Origin of the sequence: Bradyrhizobium sp. 187 (assembly GCF_023101005.1) — a bacterium.
GTDB classification, from domain to species: Bacteria; Pseudomonadota; Alphaproteobacteria; order Rhizobiales; family Xanthobacteraceae; genus Bradyrhizobium; species Bradyrhizobium canariense_D.
This window is the reverse complement of the sequence record NZ_CP064693.1, coordinates 6,197,530-6,220,374: the sequence shown is the minus strand read 5'-3', so window position 1 is coordinate 6,220,374 and position 22,845 is coordinate 6,197,530. Positions and strand designations below refer to the sequence as shown.

Here is a 22,845-nt window from a genome sequence, read left to right as displayed (position 1 = left end):
GCGATATTCGCGCCCGATCACCGCGACGCGCTACGGCAGAGCTATTCGGCCGCGATCCGCTCCATCGCCATGGCCCGAAGTCGGGCGCGCTGGATCTTGACGCCGTTGGCGCTGTCGGTGACGGGGAAGGCCTCCACGACATAGATCCGCGCCGGGACCTTGTAGCCGGCGAGCCGCTCGCGCAGGCGCGCGGTCAACGCGTCCTGCCGCGGCGGCTCGTGGTGGGTTTCCCGAGCAGGGATCACGAAGGCAACGCAGCGTGCGTTTCCCTTCAGATCGACCGCGACGACCTGGGCGTCGGCCACGCCAGCGCACGATTTGAGTTCGTCCTCGATCTCGCCGGGCGCGACAAGGAAGCCGCCGAGCCGCATGGCGTCGCCCGCGCGGGTTTCGTAGACGAAGGAGCCGTCGCCGCGCAGCCGGCCGATATCGCCGGTGCGGAAGAAGCCGTCCGCGGTGAAGGCGTCGCGCGTCGCGTCGGGATTGTTGTAGTAGCCGAGAAAGAGTGATGGCGCACGGATCTCGATCTCGCCGGAGACGCCGCGAGGGGCGAGTTCGCCGGTCTCGGTGTCGCGCACGCGGACCTTGGCCTCCGGCGACATCGGCCAGCCGCCGCCCTCGATGCGATCGGCGAAGCCATCACTTGAGCGTGCGATCGAGAACAGCGCCTGAACCTCGCTCGAACCGTAGAGGCCGAACAGGGACATGCCGCGCGCCTGGGCCTCCGCGGCGAGTTCGCGCCAGCCGGGCTGGAACGCGGCAAAGCCGCAGACTTCGAGATGCGGAAACGGATGCGGCGCGTCGGTGAGGGCGAGGATGCGGCGGAACATCTCGTCCGAGCCAAAGGCGTGCGTGATCGCGCGCTGGCGGAGAATCTTCAGCGCCGGCGCCGCCTCGAAAATATCGAGCGCATGGACGGTCGCGCCCGCTGCGACGAAGCCGAGCAGGCTCGTCATTCCAAAAGTGCCGCAGAACGGCAGCATTGCCAGCAGCGCATGGCGCTGCGGCGAGAGTTTGAGCGCCTTGGCAACGGCAGCGGCGTGCGTGGCCAGCGTTCGCTGCGAATGCGCGACAAGCCTCGGTCCCTTGGTGGTGCCCGATGTCGTGTAGAGCAGCAAAGGCAGATCGACGTCCTCCTCCGCAGGCGGAGCCGGCGGATGGGGCTTGTCGAAGGCATCGAAGCGCACGCATGGCCATTGGGCGGGAATCTCATCCGCGCCCACAACTGCAAGCTCTCGCAGCGCAGGCACCTCGTCCTTGGCGACGTCGGCGAGAATAGCGGCAAAGTCGATCGAGCGGAACGCGGCTTCGATCACCATCAGCCTGGCGCCGGACAGCTTCAGGAGATGCGCGACCTCCGCGCTGCGGTAGCGCGTATTGACGGCGGCAACGATGGCCCCGAGCCGGGCGGCGGCGAACAGCAGTGCGATCCATTCGATCCGGTTAACCAGCCAGACCGCGACGACGTCGCCCTTGCCGATACCGCGCGCGGCAAGCCAGGCGGCGGTCTGCTCGATCTGTTCCGAGAATTCGGCGCGCGAAACCAGCGTGCCGTCGAACACGAAGGCGGGATCAGCGGCCGCCTCGGCCCGGATCAGCGATTGCAGCGAGAATTCATTGGCGCTCATTTGCAACCGGACTAACCCGATCGCGCGAACCTGTCTACTTGGTGCCGAACATCCGGTCGCCGGCGTCGCCCAACCCCGGCACGATGTAGCCGTGGTCGTTGAGCCGCTCGTCGATCGCGGCGGTCCAGACCGGCACGTCCGGATGCTCGCTCTGGAACTGCGCGATACCTTCAGGCGCGGCCAGAAGGCAGACGAAGCGGATGTCGCGGGCGCCGCGCGCCTTCAGCAGCGAGGCGCCGGCGCAGGCCGAGTTGCCGGTCGCCAGCATCGGATCCATCAGGATCACGGTGCGGTCCGACAGGTCCTGCGGCGCCTTGAAATAATACTCCACGGCCTGCAACGTATCAGGATCGCGGTAGAGCCCGATATGAGCGATGCGCGCCGAGGGCATCAACGCCAGCATGCCGTCGAGGAAGCCGACGCCGGCGCGCAGGATCGGCGCCAGCGTGAGCTTCTTGCCGGCGATCTTGGGCGCCCGCATCGGCGCAATCGGCGTCTCGATCTCGACCAGCTCCAGCGGCAGGTCGCGCGTCACCTCGTAGCCGAGCAGCATCCCGATCTCGTTCAGGATTTCGCGAAAGCTCTTGGTCGAGCGGTCCTTCTCCCGCATCAGGGAGAGCTTGTGCTGGACCAGGGGATGGGCGACCACGTTGACGTTGCTGATGCTCATGAAACCGATCTACACGGTTCCGTGAAACTGCGCCAGATCGGCCGAGTGTTTTTGGTGCGGGAGACGTGCCTTCAGCCGGGCGTCGCGACCGCGCTGCGGAGCCGGTTGCTCGCCCCGTAGGCAGCCATGGTCAATTCGCGGTCGATGGGCGTGACGGTTTATGCTCCGAGTCCGCGCGCCACGAGTGTGATGACGAGTGTCAGGACCGCGCCCACTAGCCGAAATTTTCGCTGCCGACCGGCTCGTAGAGCGGGTCAGGCGCGGGACGAACAGTGGGAACGCTCGGACGCGAAACTTCCAGGGCCAATGCCCGACCCTCGATGAAAGCCGACAGCAGTGCGAGCGCGAGATCGGAGTAGCGCGCCTCGACCGCGGCGTCGAGCCAGTCCGGCAATTCGCGCTCGCGCGAGAGAGCGCAATGCCATTCACCCTCGTCATAGGCGATGCGGCGGACTTGCCAGAGCGGCAGCTCCAGCTCCATCAGTGCGCGGCATCGGCCCAGGCCTCTGCTTCGATCAGGCGCGTGACGCGCGCGGTGGGCTCGATCTGTCCGAGCGAAGGGAAGTGCCGACACGCCTTGTCGATGATCTCGAGCATCAACGGTTCGCGTCATCACCTGCGCATTGCGCAAGCGGTTGCCAAGTGACGGTGGATCGTAGTGTCGGAGAGCGGCGGTGGTCATGTCAGGCCTCCTGGAGGTGGCGTCGGTCAGTCGGCCGGCCTCTCCAAGATGGCCAAAACGGCATTTGAAAACGAGATGGGGGCGGGGCGGGAGATATAGGGATTTCATAAGTGCGGGATGGGGGCGGTCGCGCGCCATTCTCCGCCTTCGCCGGGACGACGATGTGATGTGCCTCGCGAGCGTTGTCCGACCAGGCCAGCCTCGGCCTTTTATGAGATTCCTATAACTTCGCCACGGCCCTCGTCTCGAAAACCTATGCCTGGGGTGGCACTTCAGCACGGTCAAAGGTCCCGGTGGGCGCGGTGGAAATGCACTGGCATTTCCTTTCACGCGCCGACCGGGTCTCCCGAGAAACGGTTGCGTCCAAATCAATGGCGCAACGAGGAGTATCTCCATGATGGACATTCTGATGCTGGCGCTGGGCTTCGGCTTCTTCGCCCTTGCGATTGGCTACACCTACGCCTGCGAACGGCTTTGAAGGAGCGGCCATGATCTTCGATTATTCGCTCGCCGGCGCCGTTTCGCTCGGCCTCCTGTTCTACCTCACTTACGCGCTGCTGCGGCCCGAGCGGTTCTGACCGTGCTCACGAAGCCTGAAGGGTTGATATCATGACTATGATCGGTTGGCTCCAGATCATTCTCTTTTGCGTCATTACCGTCGCGCTCACAAAACCGCTCGGCTGGTACATGACGCGCGTGTTCAACGGCGAGCGGACCTTCCTGTCTCCGGTGCTGCGTCCGATCGAGGCCGGCATCTACTGGTTCGCCGGCGTCGACGAGAAGCGCGAGCAGCATTGGCTGACCTATACGGTCGCCATGCTGTTCTTCCATGTCGGCGGCTTCCTCATCATCTACGGCGTGATGCGGTTGCAGGCCGTCCTGCCGTTCAATCCGGCCGGCCAAAGCGCTGTCGCCGCGGATCTCTCCTTCAACACCGCGATCTCCTTCATCACCAACACCAACTGGCAGAATTACGGTGGAGAGAGCACGCTGTCCGATCTCGTGCAGATGCTCGGCTTGACGCACCAGAACTTCTTGTCGGCGGCAACCGGCATCGCGCTGGCGGTCGCCCTGATCCGCGGCTTCTCGCGCGCGTCGGCGCGCACCGTCGGAAATTTTTGGGTCGACGTCACCCGCTGCAGCCTCTATGTGCTGTTGCCAATCGGTATTGTCTATACGCTGTTCCTGGTCTGGCAGGGCATCCCGCAGACGCTCGGTGACTATGTCGAGGCCACCACGCTCGAGGGTGCCAAGCAAACCATCGCGGTCGGCCCGGTCGCCTCCCAGGTCGCGATCAAGATGCTCGGCACCAATGGCGGCGGCTTCTTCAACGCCAATGCGGCGCATCCGTTCGAAAATCCAACCGCGCTGTCGAACTTCGTGCAGATGCTGTCGATCTTCGTTCTGGGTGCGGCGCTGACCAACGTGTTCGGCCGCATGGTCGGCAACCAGCGCCAGGGCTGGGCGATCCTGTCCGTGATGGGTGTGCTGTTCGTCGCCGGTGTCGCCATCACCTATTGGGCGGAAGCCAACGGTACTTCGACCCTGCACGCGCTCGGCCTGACCGGCGGCAACATCGAAGGCAAGGAGGTTCGCTTCGGCATCGTCGCGTCCTCCCTGTTCGCGGTGATCACGACGGCCGCCTCCTGTGGCGCGGTCAACGCCATGCATGACAGCTTCACGGCGCTCGGCGGCATGATTCCCCTGATCAATATGCAGCTCGGCGAAATCATCGTCGGCGGGGTCGGCGCCGGCCTTTATGGCATGCTGCTGTTCGTCGTGCTCGCGATCTTCGTGGCAGGCCTGATGGTCGGCCGCACGCCGGAGTATGTCGGCAAGAAGATCGAGGCGCGCGAAGTGAAGATGGCGATGCTCGCGATCCTGGTGCTGCCGCTGATGTATCTGGGATGGACCGCGGTCGGCGTGGTCTATCCGGCGGCGGTCGCCTCGATGGCGAATGCCGGGCCGCATGGCTTCACCGAGGTGCTCTATGCCTTCACCTCGGCGACCGGCAACAACGGCTCGGCCTTCGCGGGCCTCACCGGCAACACCTTCTTCTACAATCTCACGCTCGCAAGCGCGATGTTCGTCGGCCGCTTCTTCATGATCATCCCGGCGATGGCGATCGCGGGTTCGCTGGCCGCCAAGAAATCGATCCCGCCGTCCGCGGGCACCCTCCCGACCACGGGCGGGCCGTTCGTCGGCCTCGTCGTCGGCGTGATCCTGATCATCGGCGGCCTCACCTTCTTCCCGGCCCTCGCCCTCGGCCCCATCGTCGAGCATCTCGCGATGAACGCCGGCCAGGTGTTCTGAACGACTAGTGTTCTGATCGACCGCCTTCTGATTGTTTGGAGTGACCTCCATGGATACCACGAAACTGCAAAAACGCGCGTCCGTCTCGGCGATGCTCGATCCCAAGATCGTCGTGCCTGCGATCCGCGCGTCCTTCATCAAGCTCGATCCGCGCTTGATGATCAAGAATCCGGTGATGTTTGTGGTCGAGATCGTGGCCGCGCTCACCACTGTGATCTTCCTGCGCGATCTCCTCACCGCCGGTGAGAATCTCGGCTTCACCTTCCAGATCATCGTCTGGCTCTGGTTTACGGTGCTGTTTGCCAACTTCGCCGAAGCGGTAGCAGAAGGCCGCGGCAAGGCGCAGGCGGAATCGCTGCGCAAGACCCGCACCGAGAGCCAGGCCAAGCTACTGACCGGCTCTGACCGCACCTTCAAGTTGGTGCCCGGCACCCGCCTCAAGGTCGGCGACATCGTGCTGGTCGAGGCCGGCGATACCATTCCCTCCGATGGCGAGGTGATCGAGGGCGTCGCGTCCGTCAACGAGGCCGCCATCACCGGCGAGTCCGCACCCGTGATCCGCGAATCCGGTGGCGACCGTTCGGCGGTGACCGGCGGCACCCAGGTGCTGTCCGACTGGTTTCGCGTGCGGATCACGGCAGCGCAGGGCTCGACCTTCATCGACCGTATGATCAAGCTGGTCGAGGGCGCCGAGCGGGCGAAGACTCCGAACGAGATCGCGCTCAACATCCTGCTGGCGGGCCTCACCATCATCTTCGTGTTCGCCACCGTCACCATCCCGAGCTACGCGGCCTATGCCGGCGGCTCGATCTCGGTGGTTGTGCTGGTTGCGCTGTTCGTGACGCTGATCCCGACCACGATCGGCGCACTGCTGTCGGCGATCGGCATCGCCGGCATGGACCGTCTGGTCCGCTTCAACGTGCTGGCGATGTCCGGCCGTGCGGTCGAGGCCGCCGGAGACGTCGACACGCTACTGCTCGACAAGACCGGAACGATCACGCTCGGCAACCGCCAGGCGACCTCCTTTCGCCCGGTGCGCGGGGTCACCGAGCAGGAGCTCGCGGACGCGGCCCAGCTCGCCTCGCTCGCCGACGAGACCCCGGAGGGCCGTTCGATCGTGGTGCTGGCCAAGGAAAAATACAGTATCCGTGGCCGCGACATGGCCGAGTTGGGAGCCACCTTCATCCCGTTCACGGCGCTGACCCGCATGAGCGGCGTCGATGCCGGCGGCTCGTCGGTGCGCAAGGGCGCGGTCGATGCGATCCTCAACTATGTCGGTGGCGGTGCGCCGCTGGTGGTCGCCTCCGGCAACACGGCTCGTTCCATCCAGCCCGCCGGGCTCTCGGACATCGGCCGCGAGATCCAGACCATTGCCGACGAGATATCGAAGGCCGGCGGCACGCCGCTGGCGGTCGCCAAGGACGGCAAGCTGCTCGGCGTCATCCAGCTCAAGGACATCGTCAAGGGCGGCATCCGCGAGCGCTTTGCCGAGCTGCGACGCATGGGCATCCGCACCGTCATGATTACCGGCGACAATCCCATGACGGCCGCCGCGATTGCAGCGGAGGCCGGCGTCGACGACTTCCTGGCGCAGGCAACTCCCGAGGACAAGCTCAAGCTGATCCGCGACGAGCAGGCCAAGGGTAAGTTGGTGGCGATGTGCGGCGACGGCACCAACGATGCGCCGGCGCTCGCGCAGGCAGATGTCGGTGTCGCCATGAACACGGGCACCCAGGCGGCTCGCGAGGCCGGCAACATGGTCGACCTCGACTCCAATCCGACCAAGCTGATCGAGGTGGTCGAGATCGGCAAGCAGCTCCTGATGACGCGCGGCGCGCTGACTACATTCTCGATCGCCAACGACGTCGCGAAATATTTCGCGATAATCCCGGCGATGTTCCTGGCGTTCTACCCCCAGCTCAATGTGCTCAACATCATGAATCTGTCGAGCCCGCAGAGCGCCATCCTGTCGGCGATCATCTTCAACGCGCTTGTTATCATCGCGCTGATCCCGCTGGCGCTGAAGGGCGTCGCCTATCGCGCGGTCGGGGCCGGCGCACTGCTCCGGCGCAACCTGCTGATCTACGGCCTCGGCGGAATCGTCATTCCCTTCATCGGCATCAAGGCGATCGACCTCGTGGTGACCGCTTTGCATTTGGCCTAACCCCGTCATTGCGAGCGAAGCGAAGCAATCCAGAATTCTTGCCGCGGCTGAGAGACTGGATTGCTTCGTCGCTTCGCCCCTCGCAATGACGAAAGAAATAGGAGAAACACATGCTCAGAGAAATCCGCCCCGCCATCGTCCTGCTGCTGGTGCTCACCGCCATCACTGGCTTAGCCTATCCGCTCGCGATGACCGCTATTGCCGGCGCGATCTTCCCCGCGCAGGCGCAGGGCAGCCTGATCGAGCGCGACGGCAAGGTGGTCGGCTCCGCCCTGATCGGGCAGGAGTTCAAGGACGACAAATATTTCCACGGCCGTCCCTCGGCGACGGTGGCGCCGAATCCGAACGATTCGACCAAGACGGTACCGGCGCCCTACAACGCCGCGAATTCGGGTGGCTCAAATCTCGGCCCGACCAGCAAGGCGCTGGCCGACCGGCTGCAGGAAGACGTGGACAAGCTCAGGGGCGAGAATCCGAATGCCGCCGTGCCGGTCGACCTCGTGACGACCTCAGCCAGTGGCCTCGATCCGGATATCTCGCCGGAAGCGGCGCAATTCCAGGTGCCGCGCGTCGCGAAGGAGCGAAACGTGCCGGAGGATCAGGTCAAGCAACTGGTGGCTTCCAACACCCAGGGCCGCCTGCTCGGCCTGATCGGCGAGCCCCGGGTCAACGTGCTGACTCTGAATCTCGCGCTCGATCGTGCCACGAAGTAGTCTAGGCTATGTCCGCGCGGATGATTATATTGATCTGATGGTCCGAGAGCGCCGCGATCCCGAACAACGTCCTTCGCCCGAGGCGCTGCTGGAGGCCGCGCGCCGGGAGGAGGGCGTGAGCGGCAAGCTGAAAATCTTCGTCGGCGCCGCTCCCGGCGTCGGCAAGACCTACGAGATGCTGCAAAGCGCCCACGCCAAGCGCAAGGCCGGCATCGACCTCGTGGTCGGCTTCGTCGAGACCCATGGCCGGGCCGAGACAGAGGCGCTGGTGCGTGGGCTGGAAGTGATCCCGCGCAAGAAGCTCGACTACCGCGGCCAGATTGTCGAAGAAATGGATCTCGACGCCGTGATCGCGCGCCGGCCGAAAATCGCGCTGGTCGACGAGCTCGCCCACACCAATGCTCCCCTTTGCCGCCATCCAAAACGCCATCTCGATGTCGAGGAGCTGCTGTCCCACGGCATCGACGTCTACACCGCCGTCAATATCCAGCACATCGAGAGCCTGAACGACGTTGTCGCGCAGATCACCCATGTGCGGGTGCGCGAGACCGTGCCGGATTCGGTGTTCGACCGCGCAGACGCCATCGAGCTGATCGACCTCACGCCCGACGACCTGATCCAGCGCCTGAAGGAAGGCAAGGTCTATGTCCCCAGGCAGGCCGAGCGGGCGCTGGAGCATTATTTCTCGCCGGGCAACCTGACCGCGCTGCGTGAACTCGCGCTGCGGCGCACGGCCGAACGGGTCGACGAGCAGCTACTCAGCCACATGCAGGCGAACGCGATCGCCGGTCCCTGGGCCGCAGGCGAGCGCATCCTCGTCTGCATCAGCGAAGATCCGCGCGCGGCCAGCCTCGTGCGTTACACCAAGCGGCTGGCCGACCGGCTGCACGCGCCGTTTATCGCGGTGTCGATCGAGACGCGGCGGTCCCTGCAAATGTCCGATGAGGAGCGCGACCGGCTCGCCGATACGCTGCGGCTCGCGGAATCGCTCGGCGGCGAGGCACTGACGATTCCGGGCGTCGGCCGCCGCCTCGCCGACGACGTGGTCAACTTCGCGCAGGGCAACAACGTCACCCAGATCGTGATCGGAAAGTCCACGCGCTCGCTCTGGTTCGAGATGACGCGCGGCTCCGTCGTGCACGATCTGGTGCGCCGCGCCGGTAACATCAGCGTGCATGTCATCCCTGGCGACGAATTCACGAACGAGCCGCCGCCGAAGACGGCGGTACAGACCGCAACGCGATCGGACCCGTTCGATGGGCGGCCCTATCTGAAGGCGGTCGGGATCACCGCGCTTGGCCTCGCTGCCGCCGTGGCGATCAAGCCGTATTTCGGCATTGAAAACGTCGACCTGATGTTTCTGACCGCCGTGGTGACGGTTGCCGTGCGCTACGGATTGTGGCCGTCGTTGCTTGCGAGTGTCGCGGCGTCCCTCGCCTACAATTTCTTCTTCCTGCCGCCGGTCTATACCTTCACCATTACCGATCCGACCAATGTCGCGGCGTTCTTTTTCTTCATGCTGATTGCGTTTGTGGTGTCGAATGTGGCGGGGCGGGTCCGCACCCAGGCTGATGCTGCGATCGGCCGCATCCGGACCACCGAGCAGCTCTATGCTTTCAGCCGCAAGCTCGCCGGCACCGGCACGCTCGACGACGTGCTGTGGGCGACCGCCTACCAGATCGCGCTGATGCTGAAAGTCCGCGTGGTGCTGCTGTTGCCGGACGAAGGGCTGCTCACGGTGAAGTCGGGCTATCCGCCCGAGGACGATCTCGATCAGGCCGACCTTGCGGCCGCCAACTGGGCCTGGAGCAATGACCGGCCTGCAGGCCGCGGCTCGGACACGCTGCCTGGTGCAAAACGGCTATTCCTGCCGATGCGCACCGGGCGCGGCCCGATCGGGGTCATCGGGATCGACAACGACCGCACCGGTCCCTTGCTGACGCCGGACCAGCGCCGGCTGCTCGATGCGCTGGTCGACCAGGGTGCGCTGGCAATCGAGCGCGTGCTGCTGGTCGAGGACGTCGATCGCGTCAAGCGCTCCGTCGAATCCGAGCGGCTGCGTTCCGCATTGTTGACGTCGATTTCGCACGACCTGAAGACGCCGCTCGCATCCGTGCTGGGTGCGGCCTCGACCATGCGCGATCTCGCCAGCGCGCTCTCCGACACCGAGAAGCGCGACCTGCTCGCCACCGTGATCGACGAATCCGAACGGCTCAACCGCTTCATTGCCAATCTGCTTGACATGACCAAGCTCGAATCCGGCGCCATCGTGCCCAACGCTGCGTTGCACGATCTCGGAGAGATCGTCGGCAGCGCGCTCCGGCGGGCAGCCAAGATCCTCACCGCCCACAAGGTGGAGCTGGAGTCGGCCGCAGACCTTCCCATGCTCCAGCTCGATGCGGTGCTGTTCGAGCAGGTGCTGTTCAACCTGCTCGACAACGCCGCCAAATATTCGCCGCCCCACGCGACGGTCTCGATTCGCAGCCGGCGCGACGGCGATCATGTGGTGCTCCAGATTACCGATGAGGGCGAGGGTATTCCGTCCGAGGAGCTCGAGAGCGTGTTCGACAAGTTTTATCGCGCGCGGAAGGGCGATCATGTCCGTCCCGGTACCGGGCTCGGGCTCGCCATCTCCCGCGGCTTCGTCGAGGCGATGCGTGGCACGATCTCGGCCGCGAATCGCAGCGACCGGAGCGGCGCGGTTCTGACCATCCGTCTGCCCATTCCGGCCCGGACCCACGCATTGGATACCGCCGCATGAGCGCAGCCCCGATCAAGGTGCTGGTCATCGACGACGAGCCGCCGATCCGCAAATTGCTGCGGATGGGGCTCTCGACGCAAGGCTATGAGATCCTGGAGGCGTCGAACGGCAAGACCGCGCTGGAGAAGCTCAGCGAGGGTCCCGCGCTGATCATCCTCGATCTCGGCCTGCCTGACATTCAGGGCCACGAGCTGCTGCGCACCATCCGCGCCCGCAATGAAGCTGTGCCGATCGTGGTACTGTCGAGCCGTGGCGACGAAGCCGGCAAGGTGGAGGCGCTCGATCTCGGGGCCGACGATTATCTGACAAAGCCGTTCGGCATGGACGAGCTGCTGGCGCGCCTGCGCGCCGCGCTGCGGCACCAGCTTCAGATCCAGGGCGAACGGCCGGTGTTTCGTGCCGGCGATCTCTCGGTCGATCTGGTGCGCCGGGTCGTCAGGGTCGGCGAGCGCGACGTCAAACTGTCGCCGAAGGAATATGACCTCCTGCGTGTGCTGGTGCAGCACGCCGGCAAGGTGCTCACCCACCGCTTCCTGCTGAGGGAGTTATGGGACGAGCTGACCGACGCGCAATATCTCCGCGTCTATGTCCGCCAGCTCCGGCAAAAGATCGAAGCGGATCCGGAACGGCCGCAACATGTGCTGACGGAGACGGGGATCGGCTATCGGCTGAAGGCGGGGGATTGACGCTGCATCCCTCATCCTGAGGAGCGCGGAACGCGCGTCTCGAAGGATGAAGGTCCCGACTGTTGCAGCGAGGCCTGCATGGTTCGAGACGGCGCTTCGCGCCTCCTCACCATGAGGGAAGAGAGTGAGGTGCGCGGTGGAGAGCTAACCCGCCTTCCTCTGCCGCGCTGTCGACCGATGCGTCTTCTTCGCGGCGCCCGTTCGCCCCGACGCCCGGCGCGCATGGGACTTCGCCGCCGTCTTCTTCCCGCCGCGTCCCTTCAAGCTCTGCTTCAGCGCATCCATCAGGCTGACCACATTGCTCGGCTTCTCCTCGGGCTCCGGCAGTTCGATTGTCTTGCCGCTGGCCTTGCGCTTCACCAGGGCCTTCAGCGCGGTCTCGTAGTCGTCCTTGAACTTGCTGGGATCGAAATGGGAGGTCTTGGTCTGGAGGATATGGCCGGCGAGCTCAACCATGTCCTTGGTGATCTTCGGGCTCTTGATGTCGTCGAAGAACTGGTCCTCGTCGCGCAATTCGTAGGGGAAGCGCAGCGTGGTGCCGAGCAGGCCCTTGCCGAGCGGCTCGATCGCGATGATGTGCTCGCGATTGGTGAGCACGATCTTGGCGAGCGCGACGCGATCCTGGTCCTTCATGGCGTCGCGGATCACGGCAAAAGCATCGACCGCGGCCTTGCCGTCGGGCGCGATGTAGTAGGGGTGGTTGAGATAGCGCTGGTCGATCTCGTCGCTCGGCACAAAGCTCTCGATGTCGATGGTGTGGTTGCTCTCGATCTGGACCGCTTCGAGCTCCTCCGGCTCGATCTCGACATATTTGCCCTTGCGCAGCTCGTAGCCGCGCCCCTTCTGGTCGCTCTCGACGACGTCGCCGGTCTCGGCGTCGATCATCTGCTGCTTCAACCGGTTGCCGGTCTCCCGGTTGATCATGTGAAACCGCGTCTTCTCGGCCGCGGTGGTCGCCGGATAAAGCACAACGGGGCAACTGACCAGCGAGAGCTTCAACGTTCCCTTCCAATAGGCGCGCGGTGCCATTCCGTTCTCCAGCGTCTGCGAGTCATTTTGGAACCCCAACCGTCCCGCGGGGTTTTGGTTCCGGGTGGGATGCGGGCCGTGATAGGCTTCACGCCAAGAGAATCCGGGACCAGTCGTGCTGCAAAAGCTCTCCAAGTATCGACAGAAACGTGATTTCGAGAAGACGCCCGAGCCATCGGGCAAGACCGCGGTGGCGCCGTCGAAGCAGCGCCGCTTCGTGATTCAGAAGCATGACGCTTCGCGGCTGCACTACGATCTGCGGCTCGAGTTCGATGGCGTCTTCAAGTCCTGGGCGGTGACAAAAGGGCCCTCGCTCGATCCGCACGACAAGCGGCTGGCCGTCGAGGTCGAGGACCATCCGCTCGACTATGGCGACTTCGAAGGCACGATTCCGGAAGGCCAGTACGGCGGCGGCACGGTCATGCTGTGGGATCGCGGCACCTGGGAATCCGATGATCCCGAACGCGGTTTCAAGAAGGGCGATCTGAAGTTCACGCTGCACGGCGAGAAGCTGCACGGCAGCTGGGTCCTGGTGCGCATGCGCAACGACCGCACCGGCGGCAAACGGACCAATTGGCTCCTGATCAAGCATCGCGACGAATATGTTCGCGAGGGCGCAGACAACGACATTCTCGAGGAGGACAAATCGGTCGCCTCCGGCCGCGCGATGGATCAGATCGCCGAAGGCAAGGGCCGTGCGCCAAAACCGTTCATGCTGGCGAAGGGCACCAAGGCCAAGGCCGACGCGGTCTGGCAGTCCAACCGGGCGGACGAGGCGAAAGAGCGCACGGTCAAGCCGGCGCCCCGCGCGGCGTTGAAAACCGGCAAAACAGTCAAGAAGAAAGCGACGACCGCGACGACCGCGAACAAGGCGGCGGAGATGCCGGATTTCGTGGCGCCGCAGCTCTGTACGTCGGTCGAGCGCCCGCCGGGCGGCGACGGCTGGTGCCACGAGATCAAGTTCGACGGCTACCGCGTGCAGCTGCGGGTCGAGGGCGGCAAGGCGACGTTGAAGACGCGCAAAGGCCTCGACTGGACCGAAAAATTCGCAACTATCGCGAAGGAGGCGGGCGCGCTGCCGGATATGATGGTCGACGGCGAGATCGTCGCGCTCGACCACAATGGAGCACCCAATTTTTCGTCGCTCCAGGCGGCGCTGTCGGACGGCAAGACCGAGGAGCTCATCTTCTTTGCGTTCGACCTGCTGTTTGCGGAAGGCCTCGATTATCGCCGGCTGCCGCTCGGCGAGCGCAAGGCGCGGTTGAAGGAGCTGCTGGAAGCGCGTAAGCGCAAATCGAGCCAGATTCGCTATGTCGAGCATTTCGAAAGCGGCGGCGACGCCGTGCTGCAATCCGCCTGCAAGCTCGAGCTCGAGGGCGTGGTGTCGAAGAAGCTGGACGCGCCCTATCGTTCGGGGCGGACAGAAAGCTGGACCAAAGCAAAATGCCGCGCCGGCCATGAGGTCGTGATCGGCGGTTACAAGACCACCAATGGCAAATTCCGTTCGCTGATGGCCGGCGTGCACCGCGGTGATCATCTCGCCTTCGTCGGCATGGTCGGCACCGGCTTCGGCGCGGACAAGGTCAAGCGCATCATGCCGTCCTTGAAGGCTATGGAGGCGAAGCAAAGCCCCTTCGGCGGCAAGAACGCACCGAAAAAGACGCGCGAGGTGCACTGGCTGAAGCCGGAGCTCGTGGCGGAGATCGAGTTCGCCGGCTTCACTGCCGACGGCAATATCCGCCAGGCCGCCTTCAAGGGTCTGCGGCAGGACAAGCCGGCGGAGGAGGTCGAGGCCGAGACACCGGTCGATACCGAGCTTGCCGAGCCCTCGACGAAGCAGCGCGCGAAGCCGCGCGCGCAAGCGAAGACCGGTGCACGAACAGCGCAAGCCGGCACTGCCGAAGTGATGGGTGTCGTGCTCTCGAAGCCGGACAAGGCGCTGTGGCCGGACGACGGCAATGGCGATCCCGTTACCAAGCTGGATCTCGCGCGCTACCTCGAAGCCGTCGGCGAATGGATGATCGTGCATCTCAAGGGCCGGCCGTGCTCGCTGATCCGCGCCCCTGACGGCATCAAGGGCGAATGCTTCTTCCAGCGCCACGCCATGCAGGGCACCTCGAACCTTCTGGAGCTCGCGCGGGTCTCCGGCGACCGCAAGCCCTATTTGCAGATCGACCGCATCGAAGGGCTCGCGGCCGTGGCGCAGATCGGCGGCGTCGAGCTGCATCCCTGGAATTGCGCGCCCTACGCCTACGATATCCCGGGCCGGCTGGTGTTCGATCTCGATCCCGCGCCCGACGTCGTCTTCGCCGAGGTCGTTGAGGCCGCCAAGGAGATGCGGCAGCGGCTGACCGACATCGGCATGGAAAGCTTCTGCAAGACCACCGGCGGCAAAGGTCTGCACGTCGTGGTCCCGCTGCGTCACGGCGCGCGCGACCAGGTGAGCTGGAAGGAGGCCAAGGCCTTCGCGCAAGGCGTCTGCCAGTGGATGGCGGACGACGCTCCCGAGCGCTATCTGCTCAACATGTCGAAGAAGCTGCGCAACGGAAAGATCTTCCTGGACTATCTGCGCAACGATCGGATGTCGACGGCGGTGGCGCCGCTGTCGCCGCGTGCGCGAGATGGTGCGACTGTGTCGATGCCGGTCACGTGGGCGCAGGTGAAGAGCGACCTCGATCCGAAGCGGTACACGGTGCGGACGGTGCCCGGCTTGCTGGCGCGATCGAAGGCGTGGGATGGTTATGACGATGCAGCCGCGTCGATCAAGGCGGCGATCAAGAAGCTCGCCGGGAAAACGAAGTAGGGTGGGTAAAGTGAAGCGTGCCCACCATCTTCTCTCAGCCGAGCAAAAAGGTGGGCACGGCGCATTGCGCCTTTGCCCACCCTACTAGATCTTCGTTTGGTGGCTAGATCCGTCCCAGCAGGAGCAGGATCAGCAGGATCACGATGACGAGCCCGAGACCGCCGCCGCCGTAATAGCCGGTGCCGTAGAACGGGCCGCCGCCGATGCCGCTGAAGCCGCCGAGCAGCGCGATGACCAAAATGATCAGAATGATCGTACCGATAGACATGCGGAAATCTCCTCCAGCCCTTCGTTAGAAGGGTCGTTTGCAACCTGTCCCGTGGTGCGAGGGCAACTTGCCGCAGGTTCTAAAGTTCCGCCAATGAAACACCGGGTGCACGCGCAACTTGCATGGAACCTTTGTGGTACCGCCGGGCATGACTATGTGAGGTTCAATCACTAACCGGGCAGAGCCATGTCAGCACCGCTTGTCGTCTCCATTCCCCACCGCTTGGGCCGCGAGGAGGCGGTGCGCCGGCTCAAGACTGGGCTAGGCCGCGCTGCGGCGAGCATTCCCGTGATGCAGGTCGAGGAGGAGAGCTGGAGCGGCGACAGCATGAATTTCCGCATCCGCGCGCTCGGGCAGATCGCGACGGGGCAGGTCGACGTCGCCGACGACCATGTCAAGGTGCAGGTGGTGCTGCCCTGGCTATTGCAGCGCTTTGCGGAGATGGCGCAGGCCACGATTCGCAAGCGCGGCCAGCTGCTGTTGGGCAAGGACGGGAAAAGCTAGCGTTCAAGCGCGGGTGCGCTGTCGCACCGGCTTCGCCGCGCCCGCTGGGCGCGCGGGGATGACCGAAGCGGGAAAACCGCGAAGCGCCTGCGCGAGCGGCAGATCGTTGCCGGCGAAACCCGGCACATTATAGCCCGTGACGTCAATAGTGGCGTCGGCCCCATCGAACGCCGGCCATTCGCGGCCTGCTTGCGTGAAAGGTGCGAACTGGCGCCCGACCACGACGATCGCCGCAGCCCGGCCGTGGCGGCGGGCAAACGCTACGACATGGTCGGCATGTGCGCCCCGCACCTGAAGCGGCTGGTAGTCACCTCGCGCGAAGACGTCGGGCAGCTCGTTGCGCAGCTTGAGCAGGTGCCGCGTCCAGGCCAGCTTGAGCTGACCGTCCGGCCAGCTCTTGATCAGGTGATTCCAATCCGGGTTGTCCAGCGTGCCCAGCGCCGCGTGTCGCGCGGAAAAATCCACCGGGCGGCGGTTGTCGGGATCGACCAGCGACAGATCCCAGAATTCGGTGCCCTGGTAAAAGTCGGGCACGCCCGGCAGTGTCGCCTTGAGCGTGAGCTGGCTCAGCGCGTTCAGCGCGCCGAGCAGCGCGACGCGGCGAGCCAGCGTGTTCAGCGCCTCCAGGAATTCGCCTGATTGCGCGGGATCGAGGATCTTCGCGATGAAGCTCTTGACGCCGTTCTCATAGGCCTCGTGCGGGTTGAGCCAGCTGGTCTCCTCCTTGCCCTCGCGCGCGGCCTTGAGCGCATAGGCCTGGATACGCGCGACGAAACCGGCATCGGCCGGCTCCACGAGCGGCCAGGCGCCGAGCAGGGTCTGGTAGAGCATGTATTCGAACGTGGCCGACGGAGCGCGCAGATTGCCGTCGAGCGCGAGGTGCGGTGCGTTCAGGACTTTCCAGCGTGCCACGGCGCTGGTCCATTCGCCGGGAATTTCACTTAAGGCCGCGATCCGCGCCCGGGCGTCCTCGCCACGTTTGGTGTCGTGCGTGGCGGTCGCCGTCATCCCTTGCGGCCATTCCCTGGCGCGGGCCTGCATGGTGTCGTGGAAAGCGGGAATGGTGAGGCCCTTGCTCGCGGGATCGCCGCCGACCTCGTTTAGGGCGAGCAGCCGGTGGAATTGATAGAAGGCGGTGTCCTCCAGCGACTTCGCCATCATCGGCCCGGTGAATTGCTGCACCTTCAGCGCAAAGCGGCGCACCCGCGGGGCGCTGTGCGGGGGACGGCCAGGCTTGAGCAGGTCCATGGTGAGCGCGTCGCGCAGGAAGTCGAAAATGCCTTCGTCCGCGGCGAACCATTCCCGGCGCGCTTGCTCGATGGTGTCGTCGATCAGCTTGCGATCGTTCGCCGTCGGCGCGCCTGTCGTGAGGTAGGTGCGGTATACCGGGAAATGCAGCACATAGAGCTCGAGCGCCTGCCGCAGGCTGTCGGCGGAAAAGTCGCGGGTCGAGTAGTGCCCGTTGGCGATGCGCGCAAGCAGGCGCGTCAGAACCGTGAATTCGCTGGTCAGCAGCGTCTCCAGCACGCGCCGTTTGGCATCCTTGACGTAAGGCGCGAGCCGCGGCGGCCGGTTGCTGATCTGTCGCCAGGTCTCGTCCATGGCCTCCAGCCCCTTGGCGTCGACCAGAACGTGAGTGATGGCGTTCATCCACTCATAGCCGGTGGTGCCCTGGACGCCGGCGAAATGCGGCAGGCGCTCGTGCTCGCACAGGATTTTCTCGATCACCGTATAGAACGGCTTTGTGGTGCCCTGAGCGTCGCGCACCAGCCGGCGCAGCCGCTGGCAATATTGCGCGGGATCGCGCAGGCCGTCGATATGATCGAGCCGGATGCCTTGCAGTTTGCCGTCGGCAATGAGTTGCTTCACCAGCCGGTGCGTGGCGGCGAACGTGCCGGGATCCTCGACGCGCATGCCGGCGAGCCCGTTGACGTCGAAGAAACGTCGATAGTTGATGTCGCTGGAGGCAAGCCGCCAGTGCCCCAGCTTGTAGTGCTGGCGCTCCAGCAAATGATGCAGCGCCAGCGTCTGCGCGGGACGGTCCTTGGCCGCGCGATAGGCGCCGAGGCCGCGCCCGATGATATCGGCGCTGCCTGCGATCTCCCTGAGCTCCGCCTTGAAGCCGGGTGCTTCCTTGCGGTTGGGGCGGCGCAGTCCCGTGTAGCGCGCCGCGAGCGACAGCAGGCGCTTGCCCGTCTCGGTCTCGGCGGCGTCGGCGTCCTTCACGATCATCCGCAGCACCTCGCCATAGCGCTCCGGCGCGATCGGCAATCGATGTTCGAAATACCAGGCGGAAAAACTACCTTCGTTGGGATCGTAGCGCAGCTCGATATCGCCGCTCTCGAGCGCTTCGCCATAGGACGCTCCGAGGATCGGCAGCAGCACGCCGCCGCGGGCGCGGAAGGCCAGTTGATCCCAGTCGATATCGAAGGAGACGGCGTGCGGCGAGGCCTGGCCCCATTCCAGCACGTCCAGCCACCAGGGATTGTCGGCGAAGTGCACGCCGACATGGTTCGGTACGAAGTCGATGATGAGGCCGAGGTCGTGTCGCGTCAGCGCCTCGCTCAGCCGCGCGAAGCCGGCCTCGCCGCCGAGCTCCGGATTGAACTGGCTGTGGTCGACGGTGTCATAGCCGTGCGTCGAGCCCTTGCGGGCCTTCATCACCGGCGAGGTGTAGAGATGCGTGATTCCCAGCGCCTTCAGGTAGGGCACCACCGCGGCGGCCTTGTCGAAGTCGAAATCCGCGGTGAGCTGAAGCCGGTAGGTTGCGAGAGGAATGGCTGGAGGCATCTCAACCTCCGAGGCGCCAGACCACCGACCAGGGCGCAAGCCGGTCGCCGGTTGCGCCGCCCCAGATCAGGGTCCCCACACCGCCGTCGGAACACGCGATGTCCTTGTCGGAGAGATTGGCCACGAGGCGCAACGTCGCGCCATCTCCCATGTGCCAATGTGCGGTGAGCAGGCCGCTATCGGCCACGGCGGCATCACCGAAGCGCGCACCTTTCAGTCGTGGCGCGATCTCCTTGTGGCGGAGTGCGAGCAGCTCCCGCACCAGCGCGAGACGCGCATCCTGCTCCGGCGTGTGGTCGGTCCAGTCGAGCACGGCCGATTGCAGTGTTGCCGGATCGAGCGGGTCGGGCACCTCGTCGCCGTACTTTTCATAGGCCCAGGCGTATTCCTGCCTGCGCCCCTTGCGGACGGCATCAGCCAGTCCGCCCTGGAAGTCGCAGAAGAACGGGAAGGGCGCGATGGAGCCCCACTCCTCGCCCTGGAACAGCATCGGCACCATCGGTGCGAGCAGGGTCACCGCGAGTGCGGCTTCGATCTGCTCGGGCGATGCCAGGCTTTCGAGCCGGTCGCCAAGCGGCCGGTTGCCGATCTGGTCGTGGTTCTGCAGGAAGTTGACGAAGGTTGCCGGCGGCAGCTCGCCGCTGTTCTCGCCCCGCGGCTTCTTGCCCCAGAATTCCGAGATCTCGCCCTGATAGACGAAGCCGGAGGCGAGCGCGCGTGCGAGATCGAGCCGCGGCGTTTGATAGTCCGCATAATAGCCGGCGAGTTCGCCCGTCAGCATCACGTGCCAGACGTGGTGGTAGTCGTCGTTCCACTGGCCGCGATATTTGCCGTTCGGAGGCTCCTGCGCCGCGTCGAGCAGGCTCGCGCGGTTGTCGCCGTTCTCCAGCACGAGATGGATATGGCGCTCCGTCGCCTTGGCAAGCTCGCCCGCGGCGACGCTAAGGTCTTGCAGCATCGATTGCTCGCCGGGGATCGCCATGATGTGATTGGCGGCATCGAGCCTCAGGCCGTCGAAGCGATAGTCGCTGAGCCACGACAGCGCGTTCTCGACGGCAAAAGCGCGAACCTGCGGCACGCGATAATCGATCGCACTGCCCCATGGCGTGTGCGCGTCGGTGAAGAAGGCCGGCGCGTAGCGGCCGAGGTAATTTCCCTCGGGGCCGAAATGATTGTAGACGACGTCGAGGAACACCATCAGCCCGCGCAGATGGGCTTCGTCGATCAGCGTCTTCAATTCATCGGGATGACCATAGGCGCTGTCGGGCGCGTACCACAGCACGCCATCATAACCCCAGCCGCGGCGACCGGCGAAGTCAGCCAGCGGCATCAGTTCGATCGCGGTGATGCCGGTCGCGACGAGATGATCGAGCTTGTCGATCATGGCACGATAGGTGCCTTCCGCAGTGAAGGTGCCGACATGCGTCTCGATCAGCACCGTCTCTTCCCACGGGCGGCCGCGCCAATCGGATGCGCGCCAGGCGAAGGCGTCATGATCGATCACCTCGCTCGGGCCGAACACGTCGTCGGGTTGGAATGCAGACGCCGGATCGGGCACGTCGATCTCGTCATCGATCCTGAATTTGTAGTTGCTGCCGACGGGCAGATTGGCAATCTCGGCGACATACCAGCCATCCTGCCGGCGCTGCATCGCGTGTCGTCTGTCGAGCAGGAGATCGACACGGCGCGCGGCAGGCGCCCACAGCCGGAACGATACGCCGTCCCTCGTCGGCCTCGCCCCGAAGGATGGCCTCATAGCGCCCCCGCGAAAGCGATCACGGAGCGCGGCGGCGCCTTGCTGTCGCTCCCGGGCTGGAAGTCGATCGTATTCAGCTTGGCATCGGTCGTGTTCAGGATCTGCTGCCAGCTCTTGTATTCAGTCATTTTTGGCAATTTGAATGCGATCTCTTCGGGGGCTGCGTTGAGTACGATAAAGATCGCGGCGCTGCCCGGTTCCATCGGCCCCATCACATAGGAGAGGAACCGCCCTTCCGGGAATTTCCAGTCGCTTTCCGTCATTTCGTCGCCGGCCGGCGTCAGCCACAGCGCGCCATAGGAGATGCCGTCCTTGGGGCGGCCGTCGAGCCAGCGATGGCTGCGAAGCTGCGAGAACCGGCGGCGGATATCGGCGAGTTCGGCGACAAAACCGACCATGTCGTCGCCGTCCTTGCCGAGATTGTCCCAGCCGACCCAGCCCACCTCGTTGTCCTGGCAATAGGCGTTGTTGTTGCCTGATTGCGAATTCCCGACCTCGTCGCCTGCGAGGATCAGCGGAATGCCCTGCGCCAGCATGAGGCAGGCCAGTACGTTCTTGCGAAGCTGCCGGCGCAAGCTGACGATTTGGGGATCGTCGGTCGGACCCTCGACACCGCAATTGTTGCTGTGGTTGTCGTTGGAGCCGTCGCGATTGTCCTCGCCATTGGCCTCGTTATGCTTCTCGTTGTAGCTGAAGAGATCGGCCAGGGTGAAGCCGTCATGCACGGTGATGTGGTTGATGCTGGCGCGCGGCCGCCGTCCGTCGTGGTTGAACAGGTCGGAGGACGCCGTCATGCGGCTGGAGATATCGCCAATCAGGCTGCCTTCGCCGCTCCAGTAGCGGCGCATGGCGCTGCGGTAACGGTCGTTCCACTCCGACCATTGCGAGGGAAATGCGCCCACCTGATAGCCGCCAAGGCCGAGATCCCAGGGTTCGGCGACGAGCTTGACGCTCGCCAGCACCGGGTCCTGGCGGATCGCGGTCAGGAACGAGCTGCCTCGATCATAACCGTTCGGTCCGCGGGCCAGCGTGGTGGCGAGGTCGAAACGGAAGCCGTCGACGTGGCAGACCTCGACCCAGTAGCGCAGTGAATCCATCACCATCTGCAGCACGCGCGGGTGGGTGAGGTTCACCGACGAGCCGCAGCCGGTAAAATCGTCGTAGTAGCGCGGGTTTTCGCGGTTCAGCCAGTAATAGGAGGCGTTGTCGATGCCGCGATAGCACAGCGTCGGACCGAGATGATTGCCCTCGGCGGTGTGATTGTAGACGACGTCGAGCATCACCTCGATGCCGGCATCGTGCAGACGTGCGATCGTGGTGCGGAAGGAATCGAGAGCGTTGTCCTGGGCGTAGCGCTGCTCGGGCGCGAAGAAGGACAGGGTGTTATAGCCCCAGTAGTTGACGAGCTTCTTCTCCACCAAGATGCGGTCGTCGACGAAGCTGTGCACCGGCAGAAGCTCTACCGTGGTGACGCCGAGCTTCTTCAGGTGCTCGATCATCGCGGGCGAGGACAGGCCGCCATAGGTGCCGCGCAAATTCGGCGGCACGTCGTCGCGCTTCTGTGTCAGTCCCTTGACGTGGGCCTCGTAGATGATGGTATCTTCCCAGGGAATGTTGGGCCGGATCTCGCGGCGGCCCCAGTTGAAGGTCTCGTCGACGACGACGGCCTTCGGCATGCCGCGCGCGTTGTCGCGCCGGTCGAACGACAGGTCTTCGCGCGGGCTTCCGGTGCGATAGGCGAAATGCGCGTCACTCCAGACCAGCCGCCCGGAAAGCCGCTTGGCATAGGGGTCTAGCACGAGCTTGTTGGCATTGAAGCGGTGGCCGTGCTCCGGCTCGTAGGGGCCATGCACGCGGTAGCCGTAGAGCTGGCCGGGCGAGACGTCGTTGAGATAGCCGTGCCAGACATCCTCGGTGCGCTCCGGCAGCTCGACGCGCTCGAGTTCGCGGCGGCCCTGCATGTCGAACAGGCACAGCTCGACCTTCTGCGCGTTGGCGGAGAACAGCGCGAAATTGGTGCCGCGTCCGTCCCAGCTTGCGCCGAGGCGTGCGGGCGATCCAGCAGTCAGGCGCATCGT

At 64.8% G+C, this 22,845-nt stretch carries 16 protein-coding genes; 8 read left to right on the top strand and 8 right to left on the bottom strand.

The window, feature by feature from the left end; all coding sequences use genetic code 11:
• Window positions 1–41: 41 nt before the first annotated feature.
• The 3 genes from IVB19_RS30055 to IVB19_RS40790 all read right to left on the bottom strand — a co-directional run bounded on the left by IVB19_RS30055 (window position 42) and on the right by IVB19_RS40790 (window position 2,779).
• Entirely contained in the window at window positions 42–1,628 is a 1,587-nt protein-coding gene (locus tag IVB19_RS30055; protein WP_247475583.1) for an AMP-binding protein, read from the bottom strand.
• A gap of 34 nt (window positions 1,629–1,662) precedes the next feature.
• Window positions 1,663–2,298, bottom strand: a complete 636-nt coding sequence (upp, locus tag IVB19_RS30050) for a uracil phosphoribosyltransferase (RefSeq protein WP_018454040.1) — start codon at window positions 2,296–2,298, stop codon at window positions 1,663–1,665.
• 214 nt (window positions 2,299–2,512) lie between these two features.
• Window positions 2,513–2,779, bottom strand: coding sequence for a hypothetical protein (locus tag IVB19_RS40790; protein WP_524536708.1), 267 nt, complete (start codon window positions 2,777–2,779; stop codon window positions 2,513–2,515).
• A gap of 689 nt (window positions 2,780–3,468) precedes the next feature.
• Between IVB19_RS40790 and IVB19_RS30040 the strand changes: the two genes are divergently transcribed.
• The 6 genes from IVB19_RS30040 to IVB19_RS30015 all read left to right on the top strand — a co-directional run bounded on the left by IVB19_RS30040 (window position 3,469) and on the right by IVB19_RS30015 (window position 11,617).
• Window positions 3,469–3,558 (top strand): K(+)-transporting ATPase subunit F, encoded by a 90-nt coding sequence (locus IVB19_RS30040; RefSeq protein WP_018454042.1) that lies wholly within the window; start codon window positions 3,469–3,471, stop codon window positions 3,556–3,558.
• Between the two features lie 31 nt (window positions 3,559–3,589).
• Window positions 3,590–5,293, top strand: coding sequence for a potassium-transporting ATPase subunit KdpA (gene kdpA / locus IVB19_RS30035; protein ID WP_247820475.1), 1,704 nt, complete (start codon window positions 3,590–3,592; stop codon window positions 5,291–5,293).
• A gap of 49 nt (window positions 5,294–5,342) precedes the next feature.
• Complete coding sequence (kdpB, locus tag IVB19_RS30030) at window positions 5,343–7,457, top strand: potassium-transporting ATPase subunit KdpB (RefSeq protein WP_247820474.1); 2,115 nt, start codon at window positions 5,343–5,345, stop codon at window positions 7,455–7,457.
• Between the two features lie 110 nt (window positions 7,458–7,567).
• Window positions 7,568–8,170: a K(+)-transporting ATPase subunit C gene (locus IVB19_RS30025; RefSeq protein ID WP_247820473.1), complete on the top strand. Its 603-nt coding sequence runs from the start codon at window positions 7,568–7,570 to the stop codon at window positions 8,168–8,170.
• 37 nt (window positions 8,171–8,207) lie between these two features.
• Entirely contained in the window at window positions 8,208–10,931 is a 2,724-nt protein-coding gene (locus IVB19_RS30020) for a DUF4118 domain-containing protein (protein WP_085351915.1), read from the top strand.
• Window positions 10,928–11,617, top strand: a complete 690-nt coding sequence (locus tag IVB19_RS30015; RefSeq protein WP_247475579.1) for a response regulator transcription factor — start codon at window positions 10,928–10,930, stop codon at window positions 11,615–11,617. The genes IVB19_RS30020 and IVB19_RS30015 overlap by 4 nt, the downstream gene beginning before the upstream one ends.
• A gap of 144 nt (window positions 11,618–11,761) precedes the next feature.
• Here IVB19_RS30015 and ku read toward each other — a convergent pair whose 3' ends face one another.
• Window positions 11,762–12,646 (bottom strand): non-homologous end joining protein Ku, encoded by an 885-nt coding sequence (gene ku / locus IVB19_RS30010; protein WP_018454048.1) that lies wholly within the window; start codon window positions 12,644–12,646, stop codon window positions 11,762–11,764.
• A gap of 115 nt (window positions 12,647–12,761) precedes the next feature.
• Here ku and ligD point away from each other — a divergent pair, with 115 nt between their 5' ends.
• Window positions 12,762–15,449: a DNA ligase D gene (gene ligD, locus IVB19_RS30005; protein WP_247475578.1), complete on the top strand. Its 2,688-nt coding sequence runs from the start codon at window positions 12,762–12,764 to the stop codon at window positions 15,447–15,449.
• Window positions 15,450–15,552: 103 nt separating this feature from the next.
• Here the strand turns inward: ligD and IVB19_RS30000 are convergent, their stop codons facing one another.
• The gene (locus IVB19_RS30000; RefSeq protein ID WP_007595743.1) at window positions 15,553–15,717 is read right to left on the bottom strand and encodes a DUF3309 family protein; all 165 of its coding nucleotides are present in this window, start codon (window positions 15,715–15,717) and stop codon (window positions 15,553–15,555) included.
• Between the two features lie 186 nt (window positions 15,718–15,903).
• Between IVB19_RS30000 and IVB19_RS29995 the strand changes: the two genes are divergently transcribed.
• Entirely contained in the window at window positions 15,904–16,221 is a 318-nt protein-coding gene (locus tag IVB19_RS29995; RefSeq protein ID WP_085351913.1) for a polyhydroxyalkanoic acid system family protein, read from the top strand.
• Between the two features lie 3 nt (window positions 16,222–16,224).
• On the opposite strand, the gene treY is transcribed toward IVB19_RS29995, so the two are convergent.
• Genes treY through glgX form a run of 3 tightly spaced genes read right to left on the bottom strand, consistent with a single transcriptional unit; the run spans window position 16,225 to window position 22,842 of the window.
• Complete coding sequence (gene treY / locus IVB19_RS29990) at window positions 16,225–19,011, bottom strand: malto-oligosyltrehalose synthase (protein ID WP_247820472.1); 2,787 nt, start codon at window positions 19,009–19,011, stop codon at window positions 16,225–16,227.
• Window position 19,012: 1 nt separating this feature from the next.
• Entirely contained in the window at window positions 19,013–20,767 is a 1,755-nt protein-coding gene (treZ, locus tag IVB19_RS29985) for a malto-oligosyltrehalose trehalohydrolase (protein ID WP_085351911.1), read from the bottom strand.
• A complete protein-coding gene (gene glgX / locus IVB19_RS29980; RefSeq protein ID WP_085385326.1) occupies window positions 20,764–22,842 on the bottom strand; it encodes a glycogen debranching protein GlgX in 2,079 nt (692 codons plus the stop codon). Before glgX ends, treZ begins: the two co-directional genes overlap by 4 nt.
• Between the last annotated feature and the right edge of the window lie 3 nt (window positions 22,843–22,845).

Bases quoted from the DNA above. Each gene is read 5' to 3' on its own strand.
- IVB19_RS30055 (WP_247475583.1), bottom strand. From the start codon at position 1,628: ATGAGCGCCAATGAATTCTCGCTGCAATCGCTGATCCGGGCCGAGGCG.
- upp (WP_018454040.1), bottom strand. From the start codon at position 2,298: ATGAGCATCAGCAACGTCAACGTGGTCGCCCATCCCCTGGTCCAGCAC.
- IVB19_RS40790 (WP_524536708.1), bottom strand. From the start codon at position 2,779: ATGGAGCTGGAGCTGCCGCTCTGGCAAGTCCGCCGCATCGCCTATGAC.
- IVB19_RS30040 (WP_018454042.1), top strand. From the start codon at position 3,469: ATGATCTTCGATTATTCGCTCGCCGGCGCCGTTTCGCTCGGCCTCCTG.
- kdpA (WP_247820475.1), top strand. From the start codon at position 3,590: ATGACTATGATCGGTTGGCTCCAGATCATTCTCTTTTGCGTCATTACC.
- kdpB (WP_247820474.1), top strand. From the start codon at position 5,343: ATGGATACCACGAAACTGCAAAAACGCGCGTCCGTCTCGGCGATGCTC.
- IVB19_RS30025 (WP_247820473.1), top strand. From the start codon at position 7,568: ATGCTCAGAGAAATCCGCCCCGCCATCGTCCTGCTGCTGGTGCTCACC.
- IVB19_RS30020 (WP_085351915.1), top strand. From the start codon at position 8,208: ATGGTCCGAGAGCGCCGCGATCCCGAACAACGTCCTTCGCCCGAGGCG.
- IVB19_RS30015 (WP_247475579.1), top strand. From the start codon at position 10,928: ATGAGCGCAGCCCCGATCAAGGTGCTGGTCATCGACGACGAGCCGCCG.
- ku (WP_018454048.1), bottom strand. From the start codon at position 12,646: ATGGCACCGCGCGCCTATTGGAAGGGAACGTTGAAGCTCTCGCTGGTC.
- IVB19_RS30000 (WP_007595743.1), bottom strand. From the start codon at position 15,717: ATGTCTATCGGTACGATCATTCTGATCATTTTGGTCATCGCGCTGCTC.
- IVB19_RS29995 (WP_085351913.1), top strand. From the start codon at position 15,904: ATGTCAGCACCGCTTGTCGTCTCCATTCCCCACCGCTTGGGCCGCGAG.
- treY (WP_247820472.1), bottom strand. From the start codon at position 19,011: ATGCCTCCAGCCATTCCTCTCGCAACCTACCGGCTTCAGCTCACCGCG.
- treZ (WP_085351911.1), bottom strand. From the start codon at position 20,767: ATGAGGCCATCCTTCGGGGCGAGGCCGACGAGGGACGGCGTATCGTTC.
- glgX (WP_085385326.1), bottom strand. From the start codon at position 22,842: ATGCGCCTGACTGCTGGATCGCCCGCACGCCTCGGCGCAAGCTGGGAC.